The following is a 19362-nucleotide window of genomic DNA, read 5'->3' as shown; positions in this document are numbered from 1 at the left end:
ACTACCACCCCGTGTACTTCGTGAGGCCATTTCTCCACGCTCTGTCAAGCTCTCCCACTGCTATGCTGAACTGTCCTTCGACTTCAAATGCGTCGCCGCCAGTATAGCCAAGATGGTAAGCCTTAAGACCATTTTCTCTGAAAAACTCCACGAACTCCTCAGGATTCTCTACTTCAACGACCCATCTGGTGTTCGATTCTGCAAACAGCGCCACATACGGCTCAACACCCACAGTATCAACACTTACGCTGCATCCAATGCCAGACGCGATGCACATCTCCGCAATCGCCACTGCAATTCCTCCTTCGGCTACATCGTGACACGAGAGAACCTTGAACTTATCAAAAGCCTCAAGCATAGCATCGCAGTACTTTCTGAGCCTTTCTGGCGAAGTTCTTGGTACGACTGTGCTCTTCATTCCCGTCACCGCACAGTAGAGGCTTCCTCCAAACTCTCTTGCAGTCTCACCAACAAGAACTATTCCGCTGCCCTTCCGCTTGAAATCGACTGTTATTGCTTTTCTCACATCCTCTACTACTCCAACACCCATTAAGGTTGGTGTAGGCGGCACGCTTGCATGCGGCGTTTCGTTGTAAAAGCTCACGTTTCCGCTCACACACGGCAGGCCGAAGTTCCTTGCCATCCAACCCAAAGCCTTCACACTTTCGACGAACTCGCCCATTCTCTCAGGCTTCTCAGGATTCCCGAAGTTCAGGCAGTCGGCGAAACTGTGAGGTGTTGCATTAACTGCAACGAGATTTCTAATCATCTCATCGAATGCTGATGCTGTTCCCCAGTACGGATCGATCTTCGTCATCCACGGGTTAACATCGGCAGTCAGGGCTAACCCCTTCCAGGATTCTGTAGGTCGGATTACAGCCGCATCGCCGTGCCCTTCCATGTTCGGTCTGCCCTGAAGGGGCTTTACAACGGTCGAGGCTCTCACTTCGTGGTCGTACTGTCTGATTATCCACTCCCTGCTTGCGACGTTGTAGTGGGAGAGCATTTCGAGCAGAGTTTTCTCACAGTCCGCTTCTCTTACCTCGTCCACTGCCTCAACTTTCTTTGACGTATATGGCCTGCAGTACTCAACCGCTGAAACAACAAACTCGATGTCCATTTCGTAAATCTTGTGGCCGTGGTAGTATATCCTCAGAATCTTGTCATCTGTAACCCTTCCAACAACAACAGCCGGTACATCCCACTTCTGGAAGATATAGAGCACTTCATCAACGTGCTGGGGTTTAACAGTAAGCATCATTCGCTCCTGGCTTTCGGAAATCCATATCTCCCACGGAGCCATTCCTTTTTCTTTTAGCGGCACCTTTTCAAGCCATACCTCAGCTCCGCATCCGGCAGCCAGGCTCATCTCGCCCACGACGCAGCTTAAGCCTCCTCCTCCAAGGTCTTTCATTCCTGTCAGCAACCCCTTCTCGACTATCTCAAGACAGGCATGAATTAGAGGCTCCTTTATTATGGGATTTCCAAGCTGGACTGCACCCCTCGCCTCCTCCTCACTTTTTTCGTCGAGTTCCGCAGAAGCGAAGGTTACGCCGTGGATACCGTCTCTACCCGTTAATCCACCTGCAAGAACGAAGAGGTCTCCTGCTCCTCCAGCCTTACTCGGGATTACCCTATCCTTCCTCGCGATGCCGATGCAGCCAACGTTTACGAGGCAGTTTGTTAAGTATGCATCATCAAAGAAAACCATTCCTCCAACCGTGGGAATTCCAACCCTGTTTCCGTAGTCTCTTATACCGGCAACAACGCCCGAAAGCAGGTAGAGGGGGTGCTTCGTTCCCCTCGGAATTACCTCGTCGGGTGTGTCCGGCCTGCCAAAGAAGAGGGGATCAACGAGGGCTACTGGCTGGGCACCCATGCACAGTACGTCGCGAAGGATTCCACCTATGCCGGTAGCTGCCCCGCCGTAGGGTTCTATGGCTGAAGGATGATTGTGAGATTCGAGAGCTACAACGTAAGCGTGTTCTTCGTCGAATTCTACAACTCCCGCATCTTCTTTTATTGCCGAGATTACGTACTCGGCATCCACATCGAAGAGGAACTGTTTCAGATAACACTTCGAGCTCTTGTAGCAGCAGTGCTCGCTCCAGGCCTGGGCAATGGACTGTATTTCTATGTCGTATGGATTTCTGCCTTTTTTTGCGAAGTACTCTTTTATTTTCTTCATCTCTTCGAGGTTTAAAGCCAAGCCAAGTTCTTCGCTTATTTTAACGAGTTCTTCATCGCTCGCATCCAGAATGTTGATTTCGTAAAGCTCGAACGGCACATCCACTCTGCGGTAGAGCATTACTCCACCCACCTGATGTAGTAGTTCTGTATAACGGGGTTCACGAGGAGCTTCTCACACATGAGCTTAATTTCCCTCTCAGCCTCCTCTTTGCTCCTCGCATCAATCTCTATTCTGAAAACCTTTCTCGACGAGACCGATTTTACTTTCTTAAAACCGAGCAAACGTAACGCCTTTTTCGTAGCTTCACCTTCAGGGTCTGTTACGCCCTCTTTGAGTTCTATGTAAACGTCGGCTATCATGAGCTGTAGATGCTCAGAAAGATATAAAATGGTTTTGAGTTCAGCGGATTAGTTTGATACCTTGCCCTTTTTACTGAACTTCGCTAAACTTCAGCGTCTCATGCCCGGAATGCTTCCTATCATCACCGATCCGCTGAACGCACCTGCTCCAATCCTCACCGGATACAACGAAAAACTAATATGAGAATATTCTTTATCATTCCACTATTATTTCACCACTTCGCCATATTATCCAAAGATAGTGTTGGTATTGCGCTTTCGAGGGGTGTCTCCCTAAATGTCAGAAGATGAAAAACTCAGGAAAAAAACTTGGTTTGAAAGACATCCCGATGCATGGAAATTAATCGCTTTAGGAACTGTTGCTGGTTTGCTAATTGCAGGATGTATAGGCTATCCAATAAAAGGATACTTCGATCAAACTGGTAGCGGAAAATATAACAATATTGCTATGGCCGGAAAAAATGAAACAGAAAAGGAAAAAATTATTTTAAGCAACAAAGACGGAGATTATTTCACGGATAAGTATGATCCGCAACCGGATAAGTACAATAGGATTTATGTGCTTGTTCATTACGGTACAGATCCTGACGATGTTGAAGATGGAAAAAAGCTAATAGAATTTTTCAATAGAGCGGAAATACCTGAAAAGAATATCATAGAGCTACCTTCCGAAGAATGGATTCATCCAATACCATCTCACTACGAATCACCTTTCGATAAGGCAATGGAAAAAATTTACAATGAAACAAAAAATGATGAAGGAAGGCCTGTGATTTACTTGTGTATACTTGGACATGGAAATCCAGATTGTGGAGAAGAAATTTCTTACCAAGATGTCTTGAAATATTTCAATAAAATCAAACCTACATATGCTGTAATTTTCGCAAGACATTGCTACGATGCAGATGCTGGAGAAAAGTGGTTTGATACTAATAAATCAAAGCCTTATTTGTTTGTACGCTATTATACCATTGGAATCTACCCTCCTGAGGATGAAAACAAGGACGGAATTTATGGATGGGAAGAATGGATAGGCAAATGGCCTATAAAAACAAAGACTTACTGTGAAAAAAACTCTTTCTGGTCAAGTAATATGCCATATTAGGGATATTTACGGCAATACTTCCATTTCCAAACACGTAATCGTTCATGCGCCTAAAGAATGATAGTACCCCAAAGGTTTTATTAACCGCAAGAGTACAGGCTTTTTGCGTAAGGCTAAATCTGAATTTAGCTCTACAAATTAGCAAAAGCTTTTTTAATGTGTTTTGAATTTTGTGTTTTTTGAAGAAAGCCTAAAGAATAAGCCAAAACTTTTCATATTTGGTTCTTAAGGTGCCAGAACCCAACGGCAGTGTCAAAATAACAAAAAATAAATAACTAAGATACAACTTATGCAGCCTGCGCTAAGCCAGTTGGTAGATTACGTCAAGTCTACAAAAGTCTTTCGAAGGAACAGGAAAGATGTGGAACTTAAAATACTTGCAGCATTATTATACTTCTTTGGCCTTTCTTTGAGAAAAACAAGTGATTTTCTATCTTTATTCGAAGAAATAAGTCACGAATCTGTTAGGATTTACTACCATAGACTCAAAACAGTCTTAAAACAACCAGAAAAGAAGAAAAGAAGACTTGTTGCGATAGATGAAACAAAAATAAAACTGGAAAAGAAACAAATCTTTGTTTGGGCTGCTATAGACGTTGATACCATGGAATGCCTAGCTATATGGGCTTCTGGAGGAAGAGGAAGCTTTGAAGCTTACGTTTTCCTTAGAGAAGTTCTCAAGCATTGCGAAAACAAGCCAGAGATCGTTGTTGATAGAGGTTTCTGGTATCTGTGGGCTTTGAAAAGGTTAGGGCTGAGATACAGGCATGAAACGTTTGGTAGAAGAAATGCTGTAGAAGGATTCTTTTCGAGGTTTAAAGAGAGAACGAAGAGGTTCTGGAACAGATTTCCATTCAGGAGTTCTTTTGTCTCTGTACAGAGCTGGTTGGAGAGCTTTATGGCCTTCTACAACTACTGGAGGTGTTAACTTGACACTACCGAACCCAACACCCGAAATTTATATAACAAGGCTTAAGTAGCCCAGTGGCTGCACAGTGAGGCCTGCACACTGAGAGGTGAAAGTAGTGGACAAGAGGACGGACACTCCCATTGAAAAAGCAAAACTTCCAGAAAAGGTTGCTTCAGAGTGGCATCGATTTTACGGTGGTAAAATAGAGGTTCTTCCGAAGTGTGTTATAAGGAATCTCGATGATTTCAGTGTCTGGTACACACCAGGTGTTGCAAAGCCATGCGAGGAAATCGTAGAGGATCCAGACAAGGCCTACGACTATACAAACAAGTGGAATACCGTGGCTGTTGTAAGCGACGGTACGAGAGTTTTAGGATTGGGAGACATCGGACCACTTGCGGCACTGCCGGTTATGGAAGGTAAGGCTCTGCTTTTCAAGTATCTTGGAGGGGTTGATGCTTTTCCTGTTGTCCTCAATGAAAAAGATCCTGACAAGTTTATAGAGATCGTGAAGGCCATTTCACCATCATTTGGTGGAATCAACCTTGAAGACATTTCAAATCCCAAATGTTTCTACATCCTTGACAGGCTGAGGGAAGAGCTGGATATTCCCGTATGGCATGACGACCAGCAGGGGACCGCAACAGCCACACTAGCAGCATTGCTTGGAGCGCTGAAGGTTGTTGGAAAGAAGATTGAAGACGTACACATTGCCATCATTGGGGTTGGTGCGGCGAACATAGCCACCATTAGACTGCTCACAGCGGCTGGAGCGGATCCAAAGAAGATGTACGTGGTTGACAGCAAAGGCATTCTGCATCCGGGAAGGAAGGACATCGAAGAAAAGAAGGACAAGAACCCGTACAAGTGGAAGTACTGCCTCGAAACGAACGGAGAGGGCAGGACAGGTGGAATGGCTGAGGCGATAAAGGGATGTGACGTGCTCATAGCTGCAAGCAAGCCGGGGCCAGGGGTTATAAAGAAGGAGTGGATAGCAACAATGAACGACGATGCGATTGTCTTTCTGGAAGCAAACCCCATCCCGGAGATGTGGCCATGGGAAGCCAAAGAGGCAGGAGCAAGAATTGTTGGAACAGGAAGGTCAGACTTCCCCAATCAGGTCAACAACTCTCTTGTATTCCCCGCTGTGTTCAGAGGGGTGCTTGATGTGAGGGTCAGAACGATAACCGACGAAATGGCCATCGCTGCAGCAAAGGCTCTCGTAAAGTGTGCTGAGAGAAAGGGGTTGAGCGAAGATTACGTTATACCACATATGACTGACGAAGGAGTCTTTCCAGAAGTGGCAACTGCAACTGCACTGAAGGCAATTGAGCAGGGTGTAGCGAGGCTCAAGCTGTCGAGAGAGGAAATCTACGGGAGGGCAGAGTCCATTATAAACTCAACACAGAAGAAAATCAGGATGTTGATGGAGCTTGGATTTATACAGCCTCCACCATAATTTTTTGTTGCACCCTATAAAGAACGAGGTGCTAACACGTAAAAAGAGTGTGAAAAGCAAAATACAGAAAGATGTCTTCTACTCACTCCTCAAAAACTCAAGCGCATCCTTGGCACTCGCATTCTCGTGCACTATCATCGCAATTGCCTTCGTCATCTTAGTAGGGTCTTCAGCCTGAAAGATGTTTCTTCCTATCGCCACTCCTCTCGCTCCGCCCTCCATTGCCATCTCTACCATCTTCAGTATGTCCTCTTCGCTCTTCATCTTTGGCCCGCCAGCAACAACGACAGGCACTGGGCAGCCAGCAGTGACGCGCTTGAAAGACTCAACGCTGCCGGTGAAGTTCGTTTTTACAATGTCTGCTCCCAGCTCTGCTCCAGCTCTCGCAGCGAGAGCAACAGCTTTCTCGTCGAACTGGTTTATGCCATCACCTCTCGGGTACATCATCGCAAGCAGGGGCATTCCCCATTCCTTGCAGGCTCTGCTAACTTCCCCAAGCTTCGCGAGCTGTTCCGCCTCAGTCTTGCTCCCGATGTTTATGTGGACGCTCACCGCGTCTGCTCCAAGCTTTATCGCCTCCTCCACTGTGCAGACAAGGACCTTCTCGTTGGGATCAGGACTCAGCGACGTCGAACCGCTCATGTGCACGATCAGCCCCACATCTCTACCATAACCTCTGTGGCCAAACGGTACGATTCCCTTATGTATAACCACAGCGTTCGCTCCACCCTCAGCAACCGCGTTGATCGTCTTTGGCATGTCAACGATGCCGTCTATTGGCCCCATGGAGAGGCCGTGATCCATGGGTACGATTACCGTGTTTCCGCTGTTTCTGTCGAGTATCCTCTCTATCCTCACTCTCTTGCCGATCTCACTCACACCAACCACCTTTGACACATGGAATCTTTGACTCTAAGTGACAAAGTATCAGTATAAAAACTTTGCCCCTGGAACGGCAAAGGAGGAATATATTAAATTCAATAGTATTAACTACAGCAAAACATAAGTACGAGAAGCGCGAAATTAATTGTGGGATATTATGAGGCGAACAAGACTGGACATAATCATGGACATACTCTCACTAACTCTTAATGGAGGAGCAAATAAAACAAAAATTGTCTATGGAGCTAACCTGAACTTCAAAATTGCTGGCCAGTACTTGGAGTTTATGGTGGACGCAGGACTTATTGTGGAGAGAATAGATAATGGAAAGATTCTATATGTGGCTACAGAGAAGGGTGTTAACACACTGGCAAAGTTCAGGGAGCTCATAAGTGAGGCTAGTATATAGGCGAAACGCATTGAGAGCGAAAACTTTAAAAATTCTTTGGTTATAGACTTCAAGGCCTTAAGTGGCTTTTCTAAGGCTTCGGCTAAAAAGGGCTCAAATGAGCCGAAAGCCGGAAACATAAAAATCCTCCAGAAGTGAAAGAATATGATGCAGGATATGCAGGATATGGTGTTTAAGGGAACGACGACAGTCGGCCTGATATGCAAGGACGGAATAGTACTTGCTACGGAAAAGAGAGCGACGATTGGCAACTACATAGCCAGCAGGAGAGCCAAGAAGATCTACCAGGTTGCAGATAGAGTAGCTATGACTACTGCTGGAAGTGTTGGTGACGCACAGTTTCTCGCAAGGCTCGTAAAGGTTGAAGCGAGTCTCTACGAGACCAGGAAGGAGGAAAAGCCCACAGTTAAGGCGATAGCTACGATGCTGTCGAACCTCCTGAATTCCTCACGATACTTCCCGTACTTCGTTCAGCTTCTCATAGGCGGAGTTGACAAGCGTGGGCCGAGCATGTTCTCCATCGATCCCATCGGCGGTGCGATAGAGGAAACTGACATCGTTGCAACGGGCTCCGGCAGCCCAACGGCGTACGGTGTTCTGGAGGACAGATATTACCCGGAGATCACCACTCAGGAAGGAGTGGAGCTGGCAATAAGAGCTATAACCTCGGCTATGAAAAGAGACTCTGCGTCGGGCGATGGAATTGACGTGGTGAAGATCACGAAAGATGAGTACGTTCAGCTCACGCCGGAAGAAGTTGATGAAATCCTGAAGAGTTTTTCCAAAAAATAGCCAGGCGGATCTAAATCAGATATGTCTATAGAAATAAAAAAGGTCAGATGAAAGCCCATGGCGATCGACAGGCTTAAGGAGTTAAGGGAGAGAGTTGTTAACTCACTGCCGAGAGGAGTCAGAGTAAAGAACATCGATTTTGAGGGGCCAGTCCTCGTAATCTACGTAGAGAACCCGCAAGAACTTGCTGAGAGTGGAGACATCGTCAAGAGGCTGGCAAAGGACTTGAGAAAGAGAATAATCATCAGACCCGATCCAAAGAGTCTCAAGCCGCCAGAAGAGGCGAAGGAAATCATATTGCAAATTGTGCCAGAGGATGCGCAGATTACAAGCTTCTTCTTCGATGAGGAAAACGGAGAAGTTATTATCGAGGCAGAGAAGCCGGGAGTAGTAATAGGCAAGCAGGGTGCGACGCTGCGAGAGATAATGAAGGCAGTGGGCTGGAGTCCCAAGGTAATGCGGACTCCACCCATCAGGTCAAAAACAGTTGAAAACATAAGACAGTTTCTGCTGAGTGCGAAAGAAGAACGAAAGGAAATTCTCAGGAGAATTGGGGAGAGAATTCACAGAGGGACGATTTACGAGGAAAAGTGGGTGAGGGTCACGTTCCTCGGTGGATCGAGAGAGGTCGGCAGAAGCTGCTATCTCCTTCAGACTCCCGAAAGCAAGATACTCATCGACTGTGGTGTGAATGTAAGCAACATCCAGCACTCGCCGTATCTCTATGTGCCGGAAGTGCAGCCTCTTGATAGCATTGATGCCGTTGTTATCACACATGCGCATCTCGACCACTGCGGGCTTGTGCCCATTCTGTACAAGTACGGCTACAAGGGCCCGATATACATGACTCCGCCAACGAGAGACCTGATGGTACTCCTCCAGCTTGACTTCATAGAGGTTGCCGCAAGAGAGGGTACTCCAACGCCCTACGAGTCTTCATATATACGCGAGGCACTCAAACACACAATTCCTCTCGACTACGGAGTTGTCACGGACATAAGTCCAGACGTGAGACTGACGTTCTACAACGCTGGCCACATCCTCGGCTCGGCAATAGCTCACTTCCACATTGGCGAGGGGCTGTACAATATAGCATTCACCGGCGATTTCAAGTTCGAGCGCACGAGGCTGTTTGATAGAGCGGAGACGAATTTCCCGCGTTTAGAGGCGCTGATAATGGAGGCTACCTACGGCGGAAGTCAGGACTTCCAGCCCACGAGAAGAGAGGCTGAGGAGAAACTCATCTCAATAATAAATGAGACGCTGAAAAACGGTGGTAAGGTTCTGATTCCAACGTTTGCCGTGGGTAGAAGCCAAGAAGTCATGATTGCTCTTGAAGAAGCGATAAGAAACAAGAAGCTCGAAGAAGTCACAGTTTACCTCGATGGAATGATACACGAAGCTACAGCTATCCACACTGCATATCCCGAATACCTGAACGCATCCCTTCGCGATCTGATATTCCACCACGGTATAAACCCGTTCATAAGCGAGAGCTTTGTAAAGGTAGATTCAGCGTCCAAGAGACAGGAAGTGATTGAAGAAGAATCGCCCTCCATAATTCTTGCGACGTCTGGCATGCTGAACGGTGGGCCGGTAATGGAGTACTTCAAGAGGCTGGCGGGAGACGAAAAGAACACGCTGATCTTCGTTGGTTATCAGGCAGAGGGTACACTTGGCAGGAGAATCCAGAAGGGCTGGAGAGAAGTTCCGTTTCCGAGCAACGGGAAGAGAGAAGTTGTCAATGTCAACATGAGGATTGAGACTGTCGATGGTTTTTCAGGTCACTCGGACAGAAAGCAGCTCATGAGCTATGTCAGAGCGCTCAGCTCAAAGCCCGAGAAAGTCATAACAGTGCATGGAGACGAGAATAAGTGTGTCGATCTTGCGTCGAGCATATACAAGACGTACCGCGTGGAAACAAGGGCCCCATATAACCTCGAGACCGTGAGATTCATATGATTGTTCTGAGCATCGTTGGCAATTCCAATAGCGGAAAGACGACGCTCATAACCAGAATCGTGCCAATTTTAAAGCAGAGAGGTTTCAGGGTTGCAGTCGTCAAACACACGAGGGACTTCGAGGTGGATAGAGAAGGCAAAGACTCCTGGAAGATATGGCAGAGCGGGGCTGACGTGGCCATAGCTTCAAACGAGAAAACTGCCCTGATTATGAGAGGAAGTAAAAGCCTCGACGAGATCTGCAGGTTCTTTGAAGGCTATGACATCGTACTGACGGAGGGTTTCAGCTCGGCAGGGAAGGACAGAATCGTTGTTCTCGACGAATCTTCCAAGCCTGAAGACTTTGCAAATGGTCGGATTATTGCCGTGGTTGCAGACAGAGATGTTCCGGGTTATCGCACGTTCAGAAGGGATGACGTTGATGGGATCGCAGAACTAATTGTGGACATACTCAAGGGTAAAAATTTTTAACTCAACATCCCACAAATGCACAGACAGGCCGCCGTGGCTCAGCTGGTAGAGCGGGTGACTCGTAATCACCAGGTCGCGGGTTCAAATCCCGCCGGCGGCTCTTCTTGATTATCCTATCTGAATTGGCAAGGGATTGAAGTTCTCATCGTTTACCGAAAACTCGTGCTCCGGTCCAAACATGAGACCACCTACATGTAGTAAACTATTATCGTACCAACCAGAACTGTCAAAATAGTAAGCGGGACGCCGACCTTCAAATACTCGCCGAAATTGATGGCTATTCCGTACCTTTCGGCAGTTTCCGCTACGATGAGGTTGGCAACGCTACCTATAAGCGTTAAATTGCCAGCGAATGTTGAAGCCATGGCAACGATGTACCAGAGTTTACCGTCGATGGCTTTCAAAGCAGGCAAAACCATCATTACGTAGGGAACGTTGCTCACGAGGTTGCTCCCTACGACGGTAATTGCACTAAGAGTCAGGGAAGATGCAAGGCTATCTCCGGCATGCACCAGCGAAATGAGGTATTCTCCGTACTCCTTCTCGAAACCGTGCATGACGATGAAGAGGTTGGAGAAGAGGAGCAGCAGGGTCCAGTCAACCCTCTCGAGAACCTCCTTTGGTCTTACGCCCCCAACCACAAACATCGTCGCAGCGCCTATGAGGGCGGAGAGAGGGATGGGATAAACCTCAGTTACGAAGAGTGTGAGCACGAGGGCAAAGACAGCCGCCGTTCTAAGGGCAAGTCCCCTATTAACCTTTGGAACAATCTCGCCCGGACTGTATCTCTCAAACTCCTTCCTGTATATGAGGTAAACAAGGAGATAACAGAGGACGAGGCCTACGATGCTCGGTGGGAGCATATTAACTGTAAACTCTGTAAATGGTATGCCCGAAGCTATACCTATGAGCATGTTCTGAGGGTTGCCTATTATCGTTGCAGCGCTGCCTATGTTGGCTGAAGTAACGAGGGCGATAAGAAGCGGAACGGGGTTCATGCCCGCTGCGAGGGCGAGCCTGATAACAACGGGAGTCATGAAAACGCATATCGTGTCGTTTACGAAGAGAGCAGATAGAAAGCCGGAAGTTACAACGACCATGAGGAGAAGTTTTCTACCACTTCCAGCTTTTTTGAGGATTTTGCAGGCTACGTAGTCGAAAAAGCCAGCGATGCCGAAGTAAGCGCTCAGAACCATCATGCTGAAGAGCAGGATTATCGTGTTGTAGTCGATGCTATGAACAGCCTCTTCAAGGCTCAGAACGCCGAGAGCAACCGTTAACGCAGCCCCTACTGTTGAAGCTGCTGGCCTGTCGAGCTTTATGCCGCGAACGTTCTGAACTGAGATGAGGAAGTACGTAATAATGAAGATTGCCAGCTCTATCATAAACTGCCTCCTTCAACCGAAAACAGCTCCAGACTGCCATTCTTACATAGATCGGGGTGCATACCGGTCTGAGCCCTCTTGGCCCGCTATTCAATCGCTCTCCGGTATTTAAACTTGATGTCTCTCGTGTACTCTCGAAATAACACTGTCATTTTTATTTTATTTTTTAATTGAACGACCGCCACCCTTAAATACTGCGAGGATTCCGACTACTGCTCGGCGAGAAAGACCTCATATGGAGAAGGAGAGAGACATAGATCTTAATAGAAGCCTCAGGAACCTTTTGATGGATGGGATAGCGTCTCAGATAATGTTTTCCCTTGTAACTGTGTCGATCGTAAGCTCTTACCTCGCCTCTGTAAACGCGGATCCATTTATAATAGGCCTGGTTGCTGCAATCCCCTTCCTTTCGCAGCTCATTCAGCTTCCTTCAGCTATTTTCGCTGAAAAGTACAGTAGAAAAAAGATCTCACTTCTTACAAACTTTGTCTCCCGTTTTTCGTTACTACTCATAGGGGTTACACTACTCATAAGTGGGTCGAGTATTCTGTCTTTCATAATCCTCTTTGCAACTTACCATCTCTTCAAGGAGACATCTGCGGTAGCATGGAGTTCCTGGATGAGAGATTTAATTCCAGCCCACGTCAGAGGAGAGTTCTATTCAAAGAGAGTTGCCTACGGAAAGTTAGTGGCATTGTTCGTCGTTCTCGTCTTTACGTTCATATTTAATTTCCTTAGGGATGTGGCGTTCTCACTCGTTTTTATAGTAGCGTTCGCTGCTGGAATGACAAGCCTGTACTTCATAAGGGGGATCGACGACATAGAAGTTGAGCGGAAGGGGAATAGAAACCTCAAAGAACCACTTAAAAATTCAAACTTCTTAAAGCTTACTTTAGCACTCTCCATCTGGAAATTTGCTTCAGAAATGGCTTTGCCCTTCTTTTCAGTCTACATAATCGCTATTCTGAAGTATCCAGTTTGGGTTGTCATAGCCTTAACATCTGTTAGCCAGCTGAGCTCAACTTACTTCCTTCGCATATCGGGCAGGATAATGGACAAATTCGGAAACAAACCTGTAGCAATTCTGTCTTTCATCTCGTTCTCAATAGCTGCCTTTATCTTCACGTTTACGACGATGCCGGGAAAGCATCCTCTCACACCACTACTGCTAATTGTAATTTACGTCCTCGATGGATTCTACTCAGCCGTGCCTGGCATAGCGTTTATGAACATGATCGCAAAAATAACGCATAGGGGTTCGTCAGCTTCATACTACGCAATAAACAACGTAATGGCATCGATGTTTGCGGCTGTGGGCTCAATCAGCGGTGGATTTATCGCTTCAGCCTTTTTGTCTGCAAACTTCGCCGTAAAGATAGATATTGAATCCTCTCTGGGGTTCATAGAGATTCCCGCTGTTCATTTAGCTGGCTATGACTTCCTTTTTATAATCTCCGCTCTAATTTCGTTAATGGCTGCCAAGCTCCTCAGATTTTTCGGAGAAGATGGAGAGTCGAGCGAGGAAGTTGTTAAGGAGGAGATCAAGCATGCCGTACTTTACGATGTTCAGACCATCATGACGCACATGCACCTTCTGAAGTTGTTTAATTTAGATAAACCACATGCAGTCAATACGCCGCTTCATCCAAGCCTTAGCAGCTTTGAATCCCCATTACAGCCTGAAAAAGGCTTAGAGGAGAGTATTAAGGAGTTAACTTAGAATCGGGAGATTTTAAAAAGTTACAATCAAGTTTGGCGAAAATCGCTCTCATTGTGTCTCAAAAACTCAGTACTGCTCTAAAAAATTTTAGTTTTATTAATTATCAACTAATCAAAATTTTTATTTCTAATTTTAATTTTCTGAGCTTATATCGACTAAATCGGTTTAAATTTGCCCAAATCTAATAAAACCTAATTAAATTAGTGACGGAACTATATAAGAAGAGTAACGCTTAAATACCCAAACGAGAACGGGCTATAAGGTGTAAAAGGATGGATGGAACGGCTGAAATTGAATTAGTGGGTATTAGGCGATCCTCAGAGCAAAAGGGCGGTAATTACATCACTTCAGCGAGTCAGATGCTGCTTCCGAAAAAGGTGTTTTTCACAACTGGTATTGGAAAACATGAAGATGCTCTGGTGAGCTTCGAACTCGCTTTGAGAGATGCGGGCATCGAGAAATTAAACCTAGTAGCTGTAAGCAGCATATTTCCGCCTGGCTGTGAGATAGTCAGCAGGGAGGAGGGAGTGAGTGAGCTAATGCCGGGACAGATTGTCTACTGTGTAATGGCAAGGATGACAAGCAACGAAGAGGGTAAGAAGATTTTTGCAAGTATCGGATCAGCAATTCCCGAAGACCCAGCGTTGAACGGCTACCTTACGGAGTACCACGGCTACTGCGATGGCAAAGAAATTAGCAGGCATGCTGAGGATATGGCAGCATACATGCTGGAAACTGCTTTTGGCGTTAAACCAGCTAAAACCTTCAACGTCACAGTTACCGCCAATGTTGAGAAGCATACAACGGTTGTTGCTGCAGCAGTTTTCGTGATGTGATATGCAGCCAACGGAGCCGATTGAAGTTTCTGAGAAAAGCGTTGCCGACCTTCTTTTGGCCATGTCAAAAACAGGATTTCAGGGTAGGAAGCTTGGAGAAGCGTTCAAAGTATGGCTCGAGATGCTCGAAGAAGACGAGATAACAATTCTCATGGGTCTCGCTGGAGCTATGGTTCCTGCCGGAATGAGGAAAATAATTGCATACCTCATAAGAAACAGGTACATCGATGTCCTCATTTCGACAGGAGCGAACCTCTTCCACGACATCCACGAGGCCTTAGGCTTTAGGCACTACCTGGGCAGCGAAAATGTAGACGATTTTTACCTTTACAATGAAGGAATAGACAGAATTTACGACGTGTTTGCCTACGAATCGGAATTCAACAAGGTAGATTGCATCCTTGCAGACATAATTTCTGAGCTGGATGGAGTTGTGTCCTCAAGGAAGTTCATAGGGGAGCTGGCAGCGAGGGTCTACAGGTTAGCCTCCGAAAAAGAATCGATAATTGTTGCAGCGTACGAAAGTGGTGTGCCAGTCTTCTGTCCTGCGATAGCAGACAGCTCCATAGGGATTGCTGCAGCGATTGCAGATAGGCGGGTCGTGATAGACACAATCAAGGATGTGGAAGAGCTTACGGACATCGTTGTCAAGTCCAAGAAAACGGGGGTAATTTACGTTTCAGGAGGCGTTCCCAAGAACTTCATCCAGCAAACAGAAGTTGTCGCGAGGCTTAAAGGCGTAGAAAAGGGAGGACACGACTATGCAATACAGTTCACCACCGACATGCCTCAGTGGGGCGGTTTGAGCGGATGCACGTTTGAAGAAGGTATCAGCTGGGGCAAGATAAGTCAGAAGAGCAAAAAAGTTCAGGTTCACGTTGATGCGACAATTGCTCTGCCAGTTATCGTTCATGGACTGCAGAATGTAAAGCGGAGAAGCTGTCCAGTTTTCATCTGGGATAGGGAGCTGAAGATTGATTATGGGTGTTTGAGCCATGAAGTTAGCGCTTGTCAGGGACTCTGAGATTTACAACAGGAAACTTCTTGGATTAACGCTGAGGGACAGAATCAAAGTACCGCTCGAGAGAGCGGGATTTAAGGTGAGGTTCTTCAATGGGGATACGAGCGTAGAACGTGCGGAGTCGTATCTGATAATCAACGAACCCGTTCTTATCCTTGAAAGAGACATAGAACTTAACGGCAGGAAATTGCTCGTGTCTGATGGATTTACATTCGGCTACCTCTTCGAGGAGGACTTCCACGCATTCTTCGATGGAGATTTACAGATGGCAATTGAAAGGTATCTGCAAAGAAACAGTATCGAAGCTCAGCAAATTTGGGCTGTAAAGCTCTCAGATGAAAATCTGAAGCTATCTGAAAAGCTCCTTTTGAGCTCTCTTGTGAAAGCGAAGAGAACGGGCCTAAAGCCTGCTTACTACGACGGAATTATTGCAAGAACCCTAAATCGAAGAATTTCCCTGAGAATTTCGAAGTATCTTGCGGATAGAAATGTAACTCCCAACCAGATTACCGTACTCTCCTTTCTCATTTCTGTTATTGGATCAGCCTTGTTTTTGCTCAACAGCTATCTCGCAACGCTTATTGCCGGAATCATTATCCAGCTTCACAGCATCATTGACGGCTGCGATGGCGAGATTGCAAGGCTAAAGTTTATGGAGTCAAAGTATGGTGCATGGCTTGACGGTGTTCTGGACAGGTATGCTGATTTCTTAATCATATTCTGCATAACCCTCTCACTTTCTCAAACAAACGGGCTTTACTGGGTTTTAGGCTTTTTAGCTGCATTCGCGTCATTTATAATTGCATACACCGGAGACAAGTACGTTGCCGTTTACAGGCAGACTTATAATTCAGGATCATTCAAAATACCAATTACAAGAGATGTAAGGCTGTTTCTGATATTTTTAGGAGCTGTTTTTAATGCTCTTGCGATTTCAGTCATCCTAATTGCTGTTCTGGGAAATATCGAAGGTTTAAGAAGGATTATTGCATTGAGGAGTGCTAAGCTATGAGAATAGTTTGTGTCTCCGAACATTTCGGTGAGTTGAGGAGGGGATGAAAACATATGATCATCGTCGGGGAGGATGAAGATTTAGAACCTCCGGATAGTTTCCTGAAACGTAGACCCATTTGAATTTCTAAAAATGGCTTTTAACTGAGTCGAAAATAGAATTTGAAAGAAAACTATAGTGGTTAGAGAGGATCAAAGATGTACACATAAGATGATCCCTTGAGGAGGTTGGATTTTGAAAATTCTCAAATTGCAGGATGAGGAAGAGGAATAGAGATTATGGCATGACAAGAGGATTAACTAATAGTTAAATTTATAAAAAATAACTTAACACTATATCTCTAAAACCTCCCCCACTTCCAGTATCCTGCACGGAATTCCCTCTTCTTTCAGTCTCTCAGCCAGTCCTTCCGCATTCGCTTTCTTTTCCGGCGAGTAGTGGAATGGTACGACAAGTCCGGGCTTGAGTCTCTTCATTTCGGTAATATACTCATCGTAGAAGTCAGGGAAACACGCGGTGAACACAACTTTCACGTTCTTTGCCTCTGGAAACTTAGCGGAATCGCCGGGATGTAGGACACCTGCGTAGTAATAGCTGTAGGATTCGACGGCCTTCCAGCACCAGCTCTCTAAAATTTTTATTCCATCAATCTCTTTTCCCGCCTCGGCTGCTATTCCGTCAAGACCGAACTGTTCGAGAACGTAACGGGGAGCAATAAGGTGTCTTGTATCAATCTTTTTGAACTTTTCAACGTCGAAGTGGTCGCTGTGCTCATGGGTCACAAGAACGTAGTCTATTCCTGGTTCAGGTTCCATGACACAGTTCGGGTCTATGAGAACGTGTTTATCGGCAAAAATCTCCACGCACGAGTTGCCCAGCCACCTGAGCTTCATGTTATATTGTTGGACTATGAAAATATATCCCTTGCTAAGTTGCGATGGCAGTTGATGAGGACACCGCAAGGACAGATGCGATATCCACTAAAGCAGCCAAAGCTTTTAAAAGCCAGTAAAGGCATGGAAAAACAATGGGCAAAACTGAGATAATCAGAGAAAAAGATTTCGAAGAGCGATTCTACGTAAAGGATGAAGCTACAACGGACGAGAGCTACGGCTGTTACCCCTACAACCGCCCCATGGAGGAGTACATAAAGAAGGGTTTCGTGTGTGTTGACAAGCCCATGGGGCCAAGCAGCCACGAAGTAGTCGTGTGGGTTCGCCGAATTCTCAACGTTAACAAGACGGGGCATACAGGAACCCTCGACCCCCGCGTTACGGGAGTTCTGCCCGTGATGATTGAAGATTCAACGAAGCTCGTTAAGGTTCTTCAGGGTTCCGAGAAGGAGTACGTCGCTTTAATGCGTCTTCACGCCGATGTAAGAGAGGAGGAGATAAGGAGGGTGATGAACCTCTTCGTTGGTAAAATCTACCAGCGTCCTCCCCTTAAGTCGGCTGTAAAGAAAAGAATAAGAGTTAGAGAGATCTATGGAATAGAAATTCTCGAAATCGACGGAAGAGATGTTCTTTTCAAAGTCAGATGCGAGGCTGGTACTTACATAAGAAAGCTGTGCACGGACATAGGTGAAGTTCTCGGCGTAGGAGCGCACATGCAGGAACTCAGGCGTACGCGAACAGGTGTTTTCGATGAATCCATGACCTACACTCTGCACGACCTTCTCGATGCGTACGTTTTCTGGAAGGAGGAAGGAGAGGAGAGATATTTGAGGGAAATAATAAAGCCCATGGAGCTTGCAGTTGCCAACGTGCCCAAGATAGTGATAAAGGATTCCGCCGTTGATGCCATCTGCCACGGAGCAGATCTGATGGCAAAGGGCGTCGTGTACGTGGAGAAAACTGTAAAAAAGGACGCGGATGTGGCGATATTCACACTGAAGCATGAGCTTGTGGCGTTGGGCAAGGCTTTGATGGATGCCGAGGATATGCTGAACGTGAGAAGCGGACCAGTCGTTGACGTCACGAGGGTAATAATGGAGAGAGGAACTTATCCTGCGATGTGGAAAGGTTCTACCGCTTCGCTTCCGGTCTAACGAGCCAGTAAACAATCAGGGCAACGATTCCTCCTACGAGGCCAGAGGATGAGCTTCGTGTCATCGCGGTATCTTCTCTTCGCGTCGGTGATGTAGATCAGTCCGAGGAATCACCGGTACTGGAGCAGTGTATAAAAAATATTAAAGGTTGTGAGGTCAGAAATTTATTCTTCTTTCTTGGGATACTCTCTCTTTTCGCACTCTTCCGCCTTCAATAACTCCTCTACGAGATTCGGTGAAGGTTCGTGGATTTCCTTTGGCAGGAATTCGACTACTTCCTTCAATGCAGCATCAGCTCTTTCGATGAATTCTCTGGGAACATTTGGCAGCAACTCCGGGCGTAGGGCTAATCTTGCCGTCACGAAGCAGAATCTGGGACTCGTAGCGAGTAAGTTTACACAAACCACCTCATTGCAACAAACCTCAACAACGGTAGTTTGGGTAACTACATTCCCACAAGGTGCATATCCCCTGACAACGTAACATCCGGGCGGGACTTCAACCTGATCGTGGATTCTTTGGGCCAACTTATGCTTTCTGTACTTTATTCCCTTCCATTCGAGGAATGATCCGTCACAGTGCATGATGTCAACGTAAAACTGATGGCCAGTTCTTCTGTAAGGAGCACATGGGAAATTAGGATCTCTTATCAAAATGTCAAGTATCGACGAACCCATATTTATCACCTCCACTGTTTATTGGTATTTTTTCATCACGCCCCACCTCGGCGCTCGTTTTGTTTCTTCTTAGCTTTTCTAAGTATTAAATCCAGTAGGAAAATGTAATTATAAACTATATTCAG

18 protein-coding genes and 1 tRNA gene are annotated in these 19362 nt (G+C 46.2%); 13 read left to right on the top strand and 6 right to left on the bottom strand.

What is annotated here, in order from left to right; genetic code table 11:
* Position 1: 1 nt before the first annotated feature.
* Together purL and purS are read right to left on the bottom strand one after the other, a co-directional pair.
* Positions 2-2308, bottom strand: coding sequence for a phosphoribosylformylglycinamidine synthase subunit PurL (gene purL / locus ARCVE_RS05850; protein ID WP_013683844.1), 2307 nt, complete (start codon positions 2306-2308; stop codon positions 2-4).
* Positions 2308-2550, bottom strand: coding sequence for a phosphoribosylformylglycinamidine synthase subunit PurS (purS, locus tag ARCVE_RS05845; protein WP_013683843.1), 243 nt, complete (start codon positions 2548-2550; stop codon positions 2308-2310). Before purS ends, purL begins: the two co-directional genes overlap by 1 nt.
* 277 nt (positions 2551-2827) lie before the next feature.
* Between purS and ARCVE_RS05840 the strand changes: the two genes are divergently transcribed.
* From ARCVE_RS05840 to ARCVE_RS05830, 3 genes are all read left to right on the top strand, one after another.
* Positions 2828-3655, top strand: coding sequence for a hypothetical protein (locus tag ARCVE_RS05840; protein WP_013683842.1), 828 nt, complete (start codon positions 2828-2830; stop codon positions 3653-3655).
* A gap of 289 nt (positions 3656-3944) precedes the next feature.
* Positions 3945-4583 carry an IS6 family transposase gene (locus ARCVE_RS05835; RefSeq protein ID WP_013682893.1) on the top strand — a complete coding sequence of 213 codons (639 nt, stop codon included), beginning with the start codon at positions 3945-3947 and terminating at the stop codon, positions 4581-4583.
* 97 nt (positions 4584-4680) lie between these two features.
* On the top strand, positions 4681-6024 hold the full coding sequence (locus tag ARCVE_RS05830) for an NAD(P)-dependent malic enzyme (protein ID WP_013683841.1): 1344 nt from the start codon (positions 4681-4683) through the stop codon (positions 6022-6024).
* A 78-nt stretch (positions 6025-6102) separates the two neighbouring features.
* Here ARCVE_RS05830 and ARCVE_RS05825 read toward each other — a convergent pair whose 3' ends face one another.
* Positions 6103-6903 (bottom strand): 2-amino-3,7-dideoxy-D-threo-hept-6-ulosonate synthase, encoded by an 801-nt coding sequence (locus tag ARCVE_RS05825; RefSeq protein ID WP_013683840.1) that lies wholly within the window; start codon positions 6901-6903, stop codon positions 6103-6105.
* A 160-nt stretch (positions 6904-7063) separates the two neighbouring features.
* On the opposite strand from ARCVE_RS05825, the gene ARCVE_RS05820 reads away from it, so the two are divergent.
* The 5 genes from ARCVE_RS05820 (at position 7064) to ARCVE_RS05800 (ending at position 10639) form a co-directional block, all read left to right on the top strand.
* Positions 7064-7315, top strand: coding sequence for a winged helix-turn-helix domain-containing protein (locus tag ARCVE_RS05820; protein ID WP_013683839.1), 252 nt, complete (start codon positions 7064-7066; stop codon positions 7313-7315).
* 147 nt (positions 7316-7462) lie between these two features.
* Positions 7463-8107 (top strand): archaeal proteasome endopeptidase complex subunit beta, encoded by a 645-nt coding sequence (psmB, locus tag ARCVE_RS05815; protein WP_013683838.1) that lies wholly within the window; start codon positions 7463-7465, stop codon positions 8105-8107.
* Positions 8108-8164: 57 nt separating this feature from the next.
* Entirely contained in the window at positions 8165-10069 is a 1905-nt protein-coding gene (locus tag ARCVE_RS05810) for a beta-CASP ribonuclease aCPSF1 (protein ID WP_013683837.1), read from the top strand.
* Positions 10066-10539 carry a molybdopterin-guanine dinucleotide biosynthesis protein B gene (mobB, locus tag ARCVE_RS05805; protein ID WP_013683836.1) on the top strand — a complete coding sequence of 158 codons (474 nt, stop codon included), beginning with the start codon at positions 10066-10068 and terminating at the stop codon, positions 10537-10539. Before ARCVE_RS05810 ends, mobB begins: the two co-directional genes overlap by 4 nt.
* A gap of 27 nt (positions 10540-10566) precedes the next feature.
* Positions 10567-10639: transfer RNA gene (locus tag ARCVE_RS05800), tRNA-Thr, on the top strand.
* 88 nt (positions 10640-10727) lie between these two features.
* Here the strand turns inward: ARCVE_RS05800 and ARCVE_RS05795 are convergent.
* Positions 10728-11924 carry an anion transporter gene (locus tag ARCVE_RS05795; RefSeq protein WP_013683835.1) on the bottom strand — a complete coding sequence of 399 codons (1197 nt, stop codon included), beginning with the start codon at positions 11922-11924 and terminating at the stop codon, positions 10728-10730.
* A 235-nt stretch (positions 11925-12159) separates the two neighbouring features.
* On the opposite strand from ARCVE_RS05795, the gene ARCVE_RS05790 reads away from it, so the two are divergent.
* From ARCVE_RS05790 to ARCVE_RS05775, 4 genes are all read left to right on the top strand, one after another.
* A complete protein-coding gene (locus ARCVE_RS05790) occupies positions 12160-13644 on the top strand; it encodes an MFS transporter (RefSeq protein WP_013683834.1) in 1485 nt (494 codons plus the stop codon).
* A gap of 272 nt (positions 13645-13916) precedes the next feature.
* A complete protein-coding gene (locus tag ARCVE_RS05785) occupies positions 13917-14480 on the top strand; it encodes a pyruvoyl-dependent arginine decarboxylase (RefSeq protein ID WP_013683833.1) in 564 nt (187 codons plus the stop codon).
* A gap of 1 nt (position 14481) precedes the next feature.
* Positions 14482-15504: a deoxyhypusine synthase gene (locus ARCVE_RS05780; protein WP_013683832.1), complete on the top strand. Its 1023-nt coding sequence runs from the start codon at positions 14482-14484 to the stop codon at positions 15502-15504.
* Entirely contained in the window at positions 15476-16513 is a 1038-nt protein-coding gene (locus ARCVE_RS05775; protein ID WP_013683831.1) for a CDP-alcohol phosphatidyltransferase family protein, read from the top strand. Before ARCVE_RS05780 ends, ARCVE_RS05775 begins: the two co-directional genes overlap by 29 nt.
* A gap of 332 nt (positions 16514-16845) precedes the next feature.
* Here the strand turns inward: ARCVE_RS05775 and ARCVE_RS05770 are convergent, their stop codons facing one another.
* Positions 16846-17406: an MBL fold metallo-hydrolase gene (locus ARCVE_RS05770; protein ID WP_013683830.1), complete on the bottom strand. Its 561-nt coding sequence runs from the start codon at positions 17404-17406 to the stop codon at positions 16846-16848.
* Positions 17407-17540: 134 nt separating this feature from the next.
* Here ARCVE_RS05770 and ARCVE_RS05765 point away from each other — a divergent pair, with 134 nt between their 5' ends.
* Positions 17541-18560: an RNA-guided pseudouridylation complex pseudouridine synthase subunit Cbf5 gene (locus ARCVE_RS05765; RefSeq protein ID WP_013683829.1), complete on the top strand. Its 1020-nt coding sequence runs from the start codon at positions 17541-17543 to the stop codon at positions 18558-18560.
* A gap of 164 nt (positions 18561-18724) precedes the next feature.
* Here the strand turns inward: ARCVE_RS05765 and ARCVE_RS05760 are convergent, their stop codons facing one another.
* The gene (locus ARCVE_RS05760; protein WP_013683828.1) at positions 18725-19237 is read right to left on the bottom strand and encodes a hypothetical protein; all 513 of its coding nucleotides are present in this window, start codon (positions 19235-19237) and stop codon (positions 18725-18727) included.
* Positions 19238-19362: the final 125 nt, after the last annotated feature.

Source organism: Archaeoglobus veneficus SNP6 (assembly GCF_000194625.1).
GTDB lineage: Archaea > Halobacteriota > Archaeoglobi > Archaeoglobales > Archaeoglobaceae > Archaeoglobus_C > Archaeoglobus_C veneficus.
This window is presented reverse-complemented; position numbering and strand designations above follow the sequence as displayed.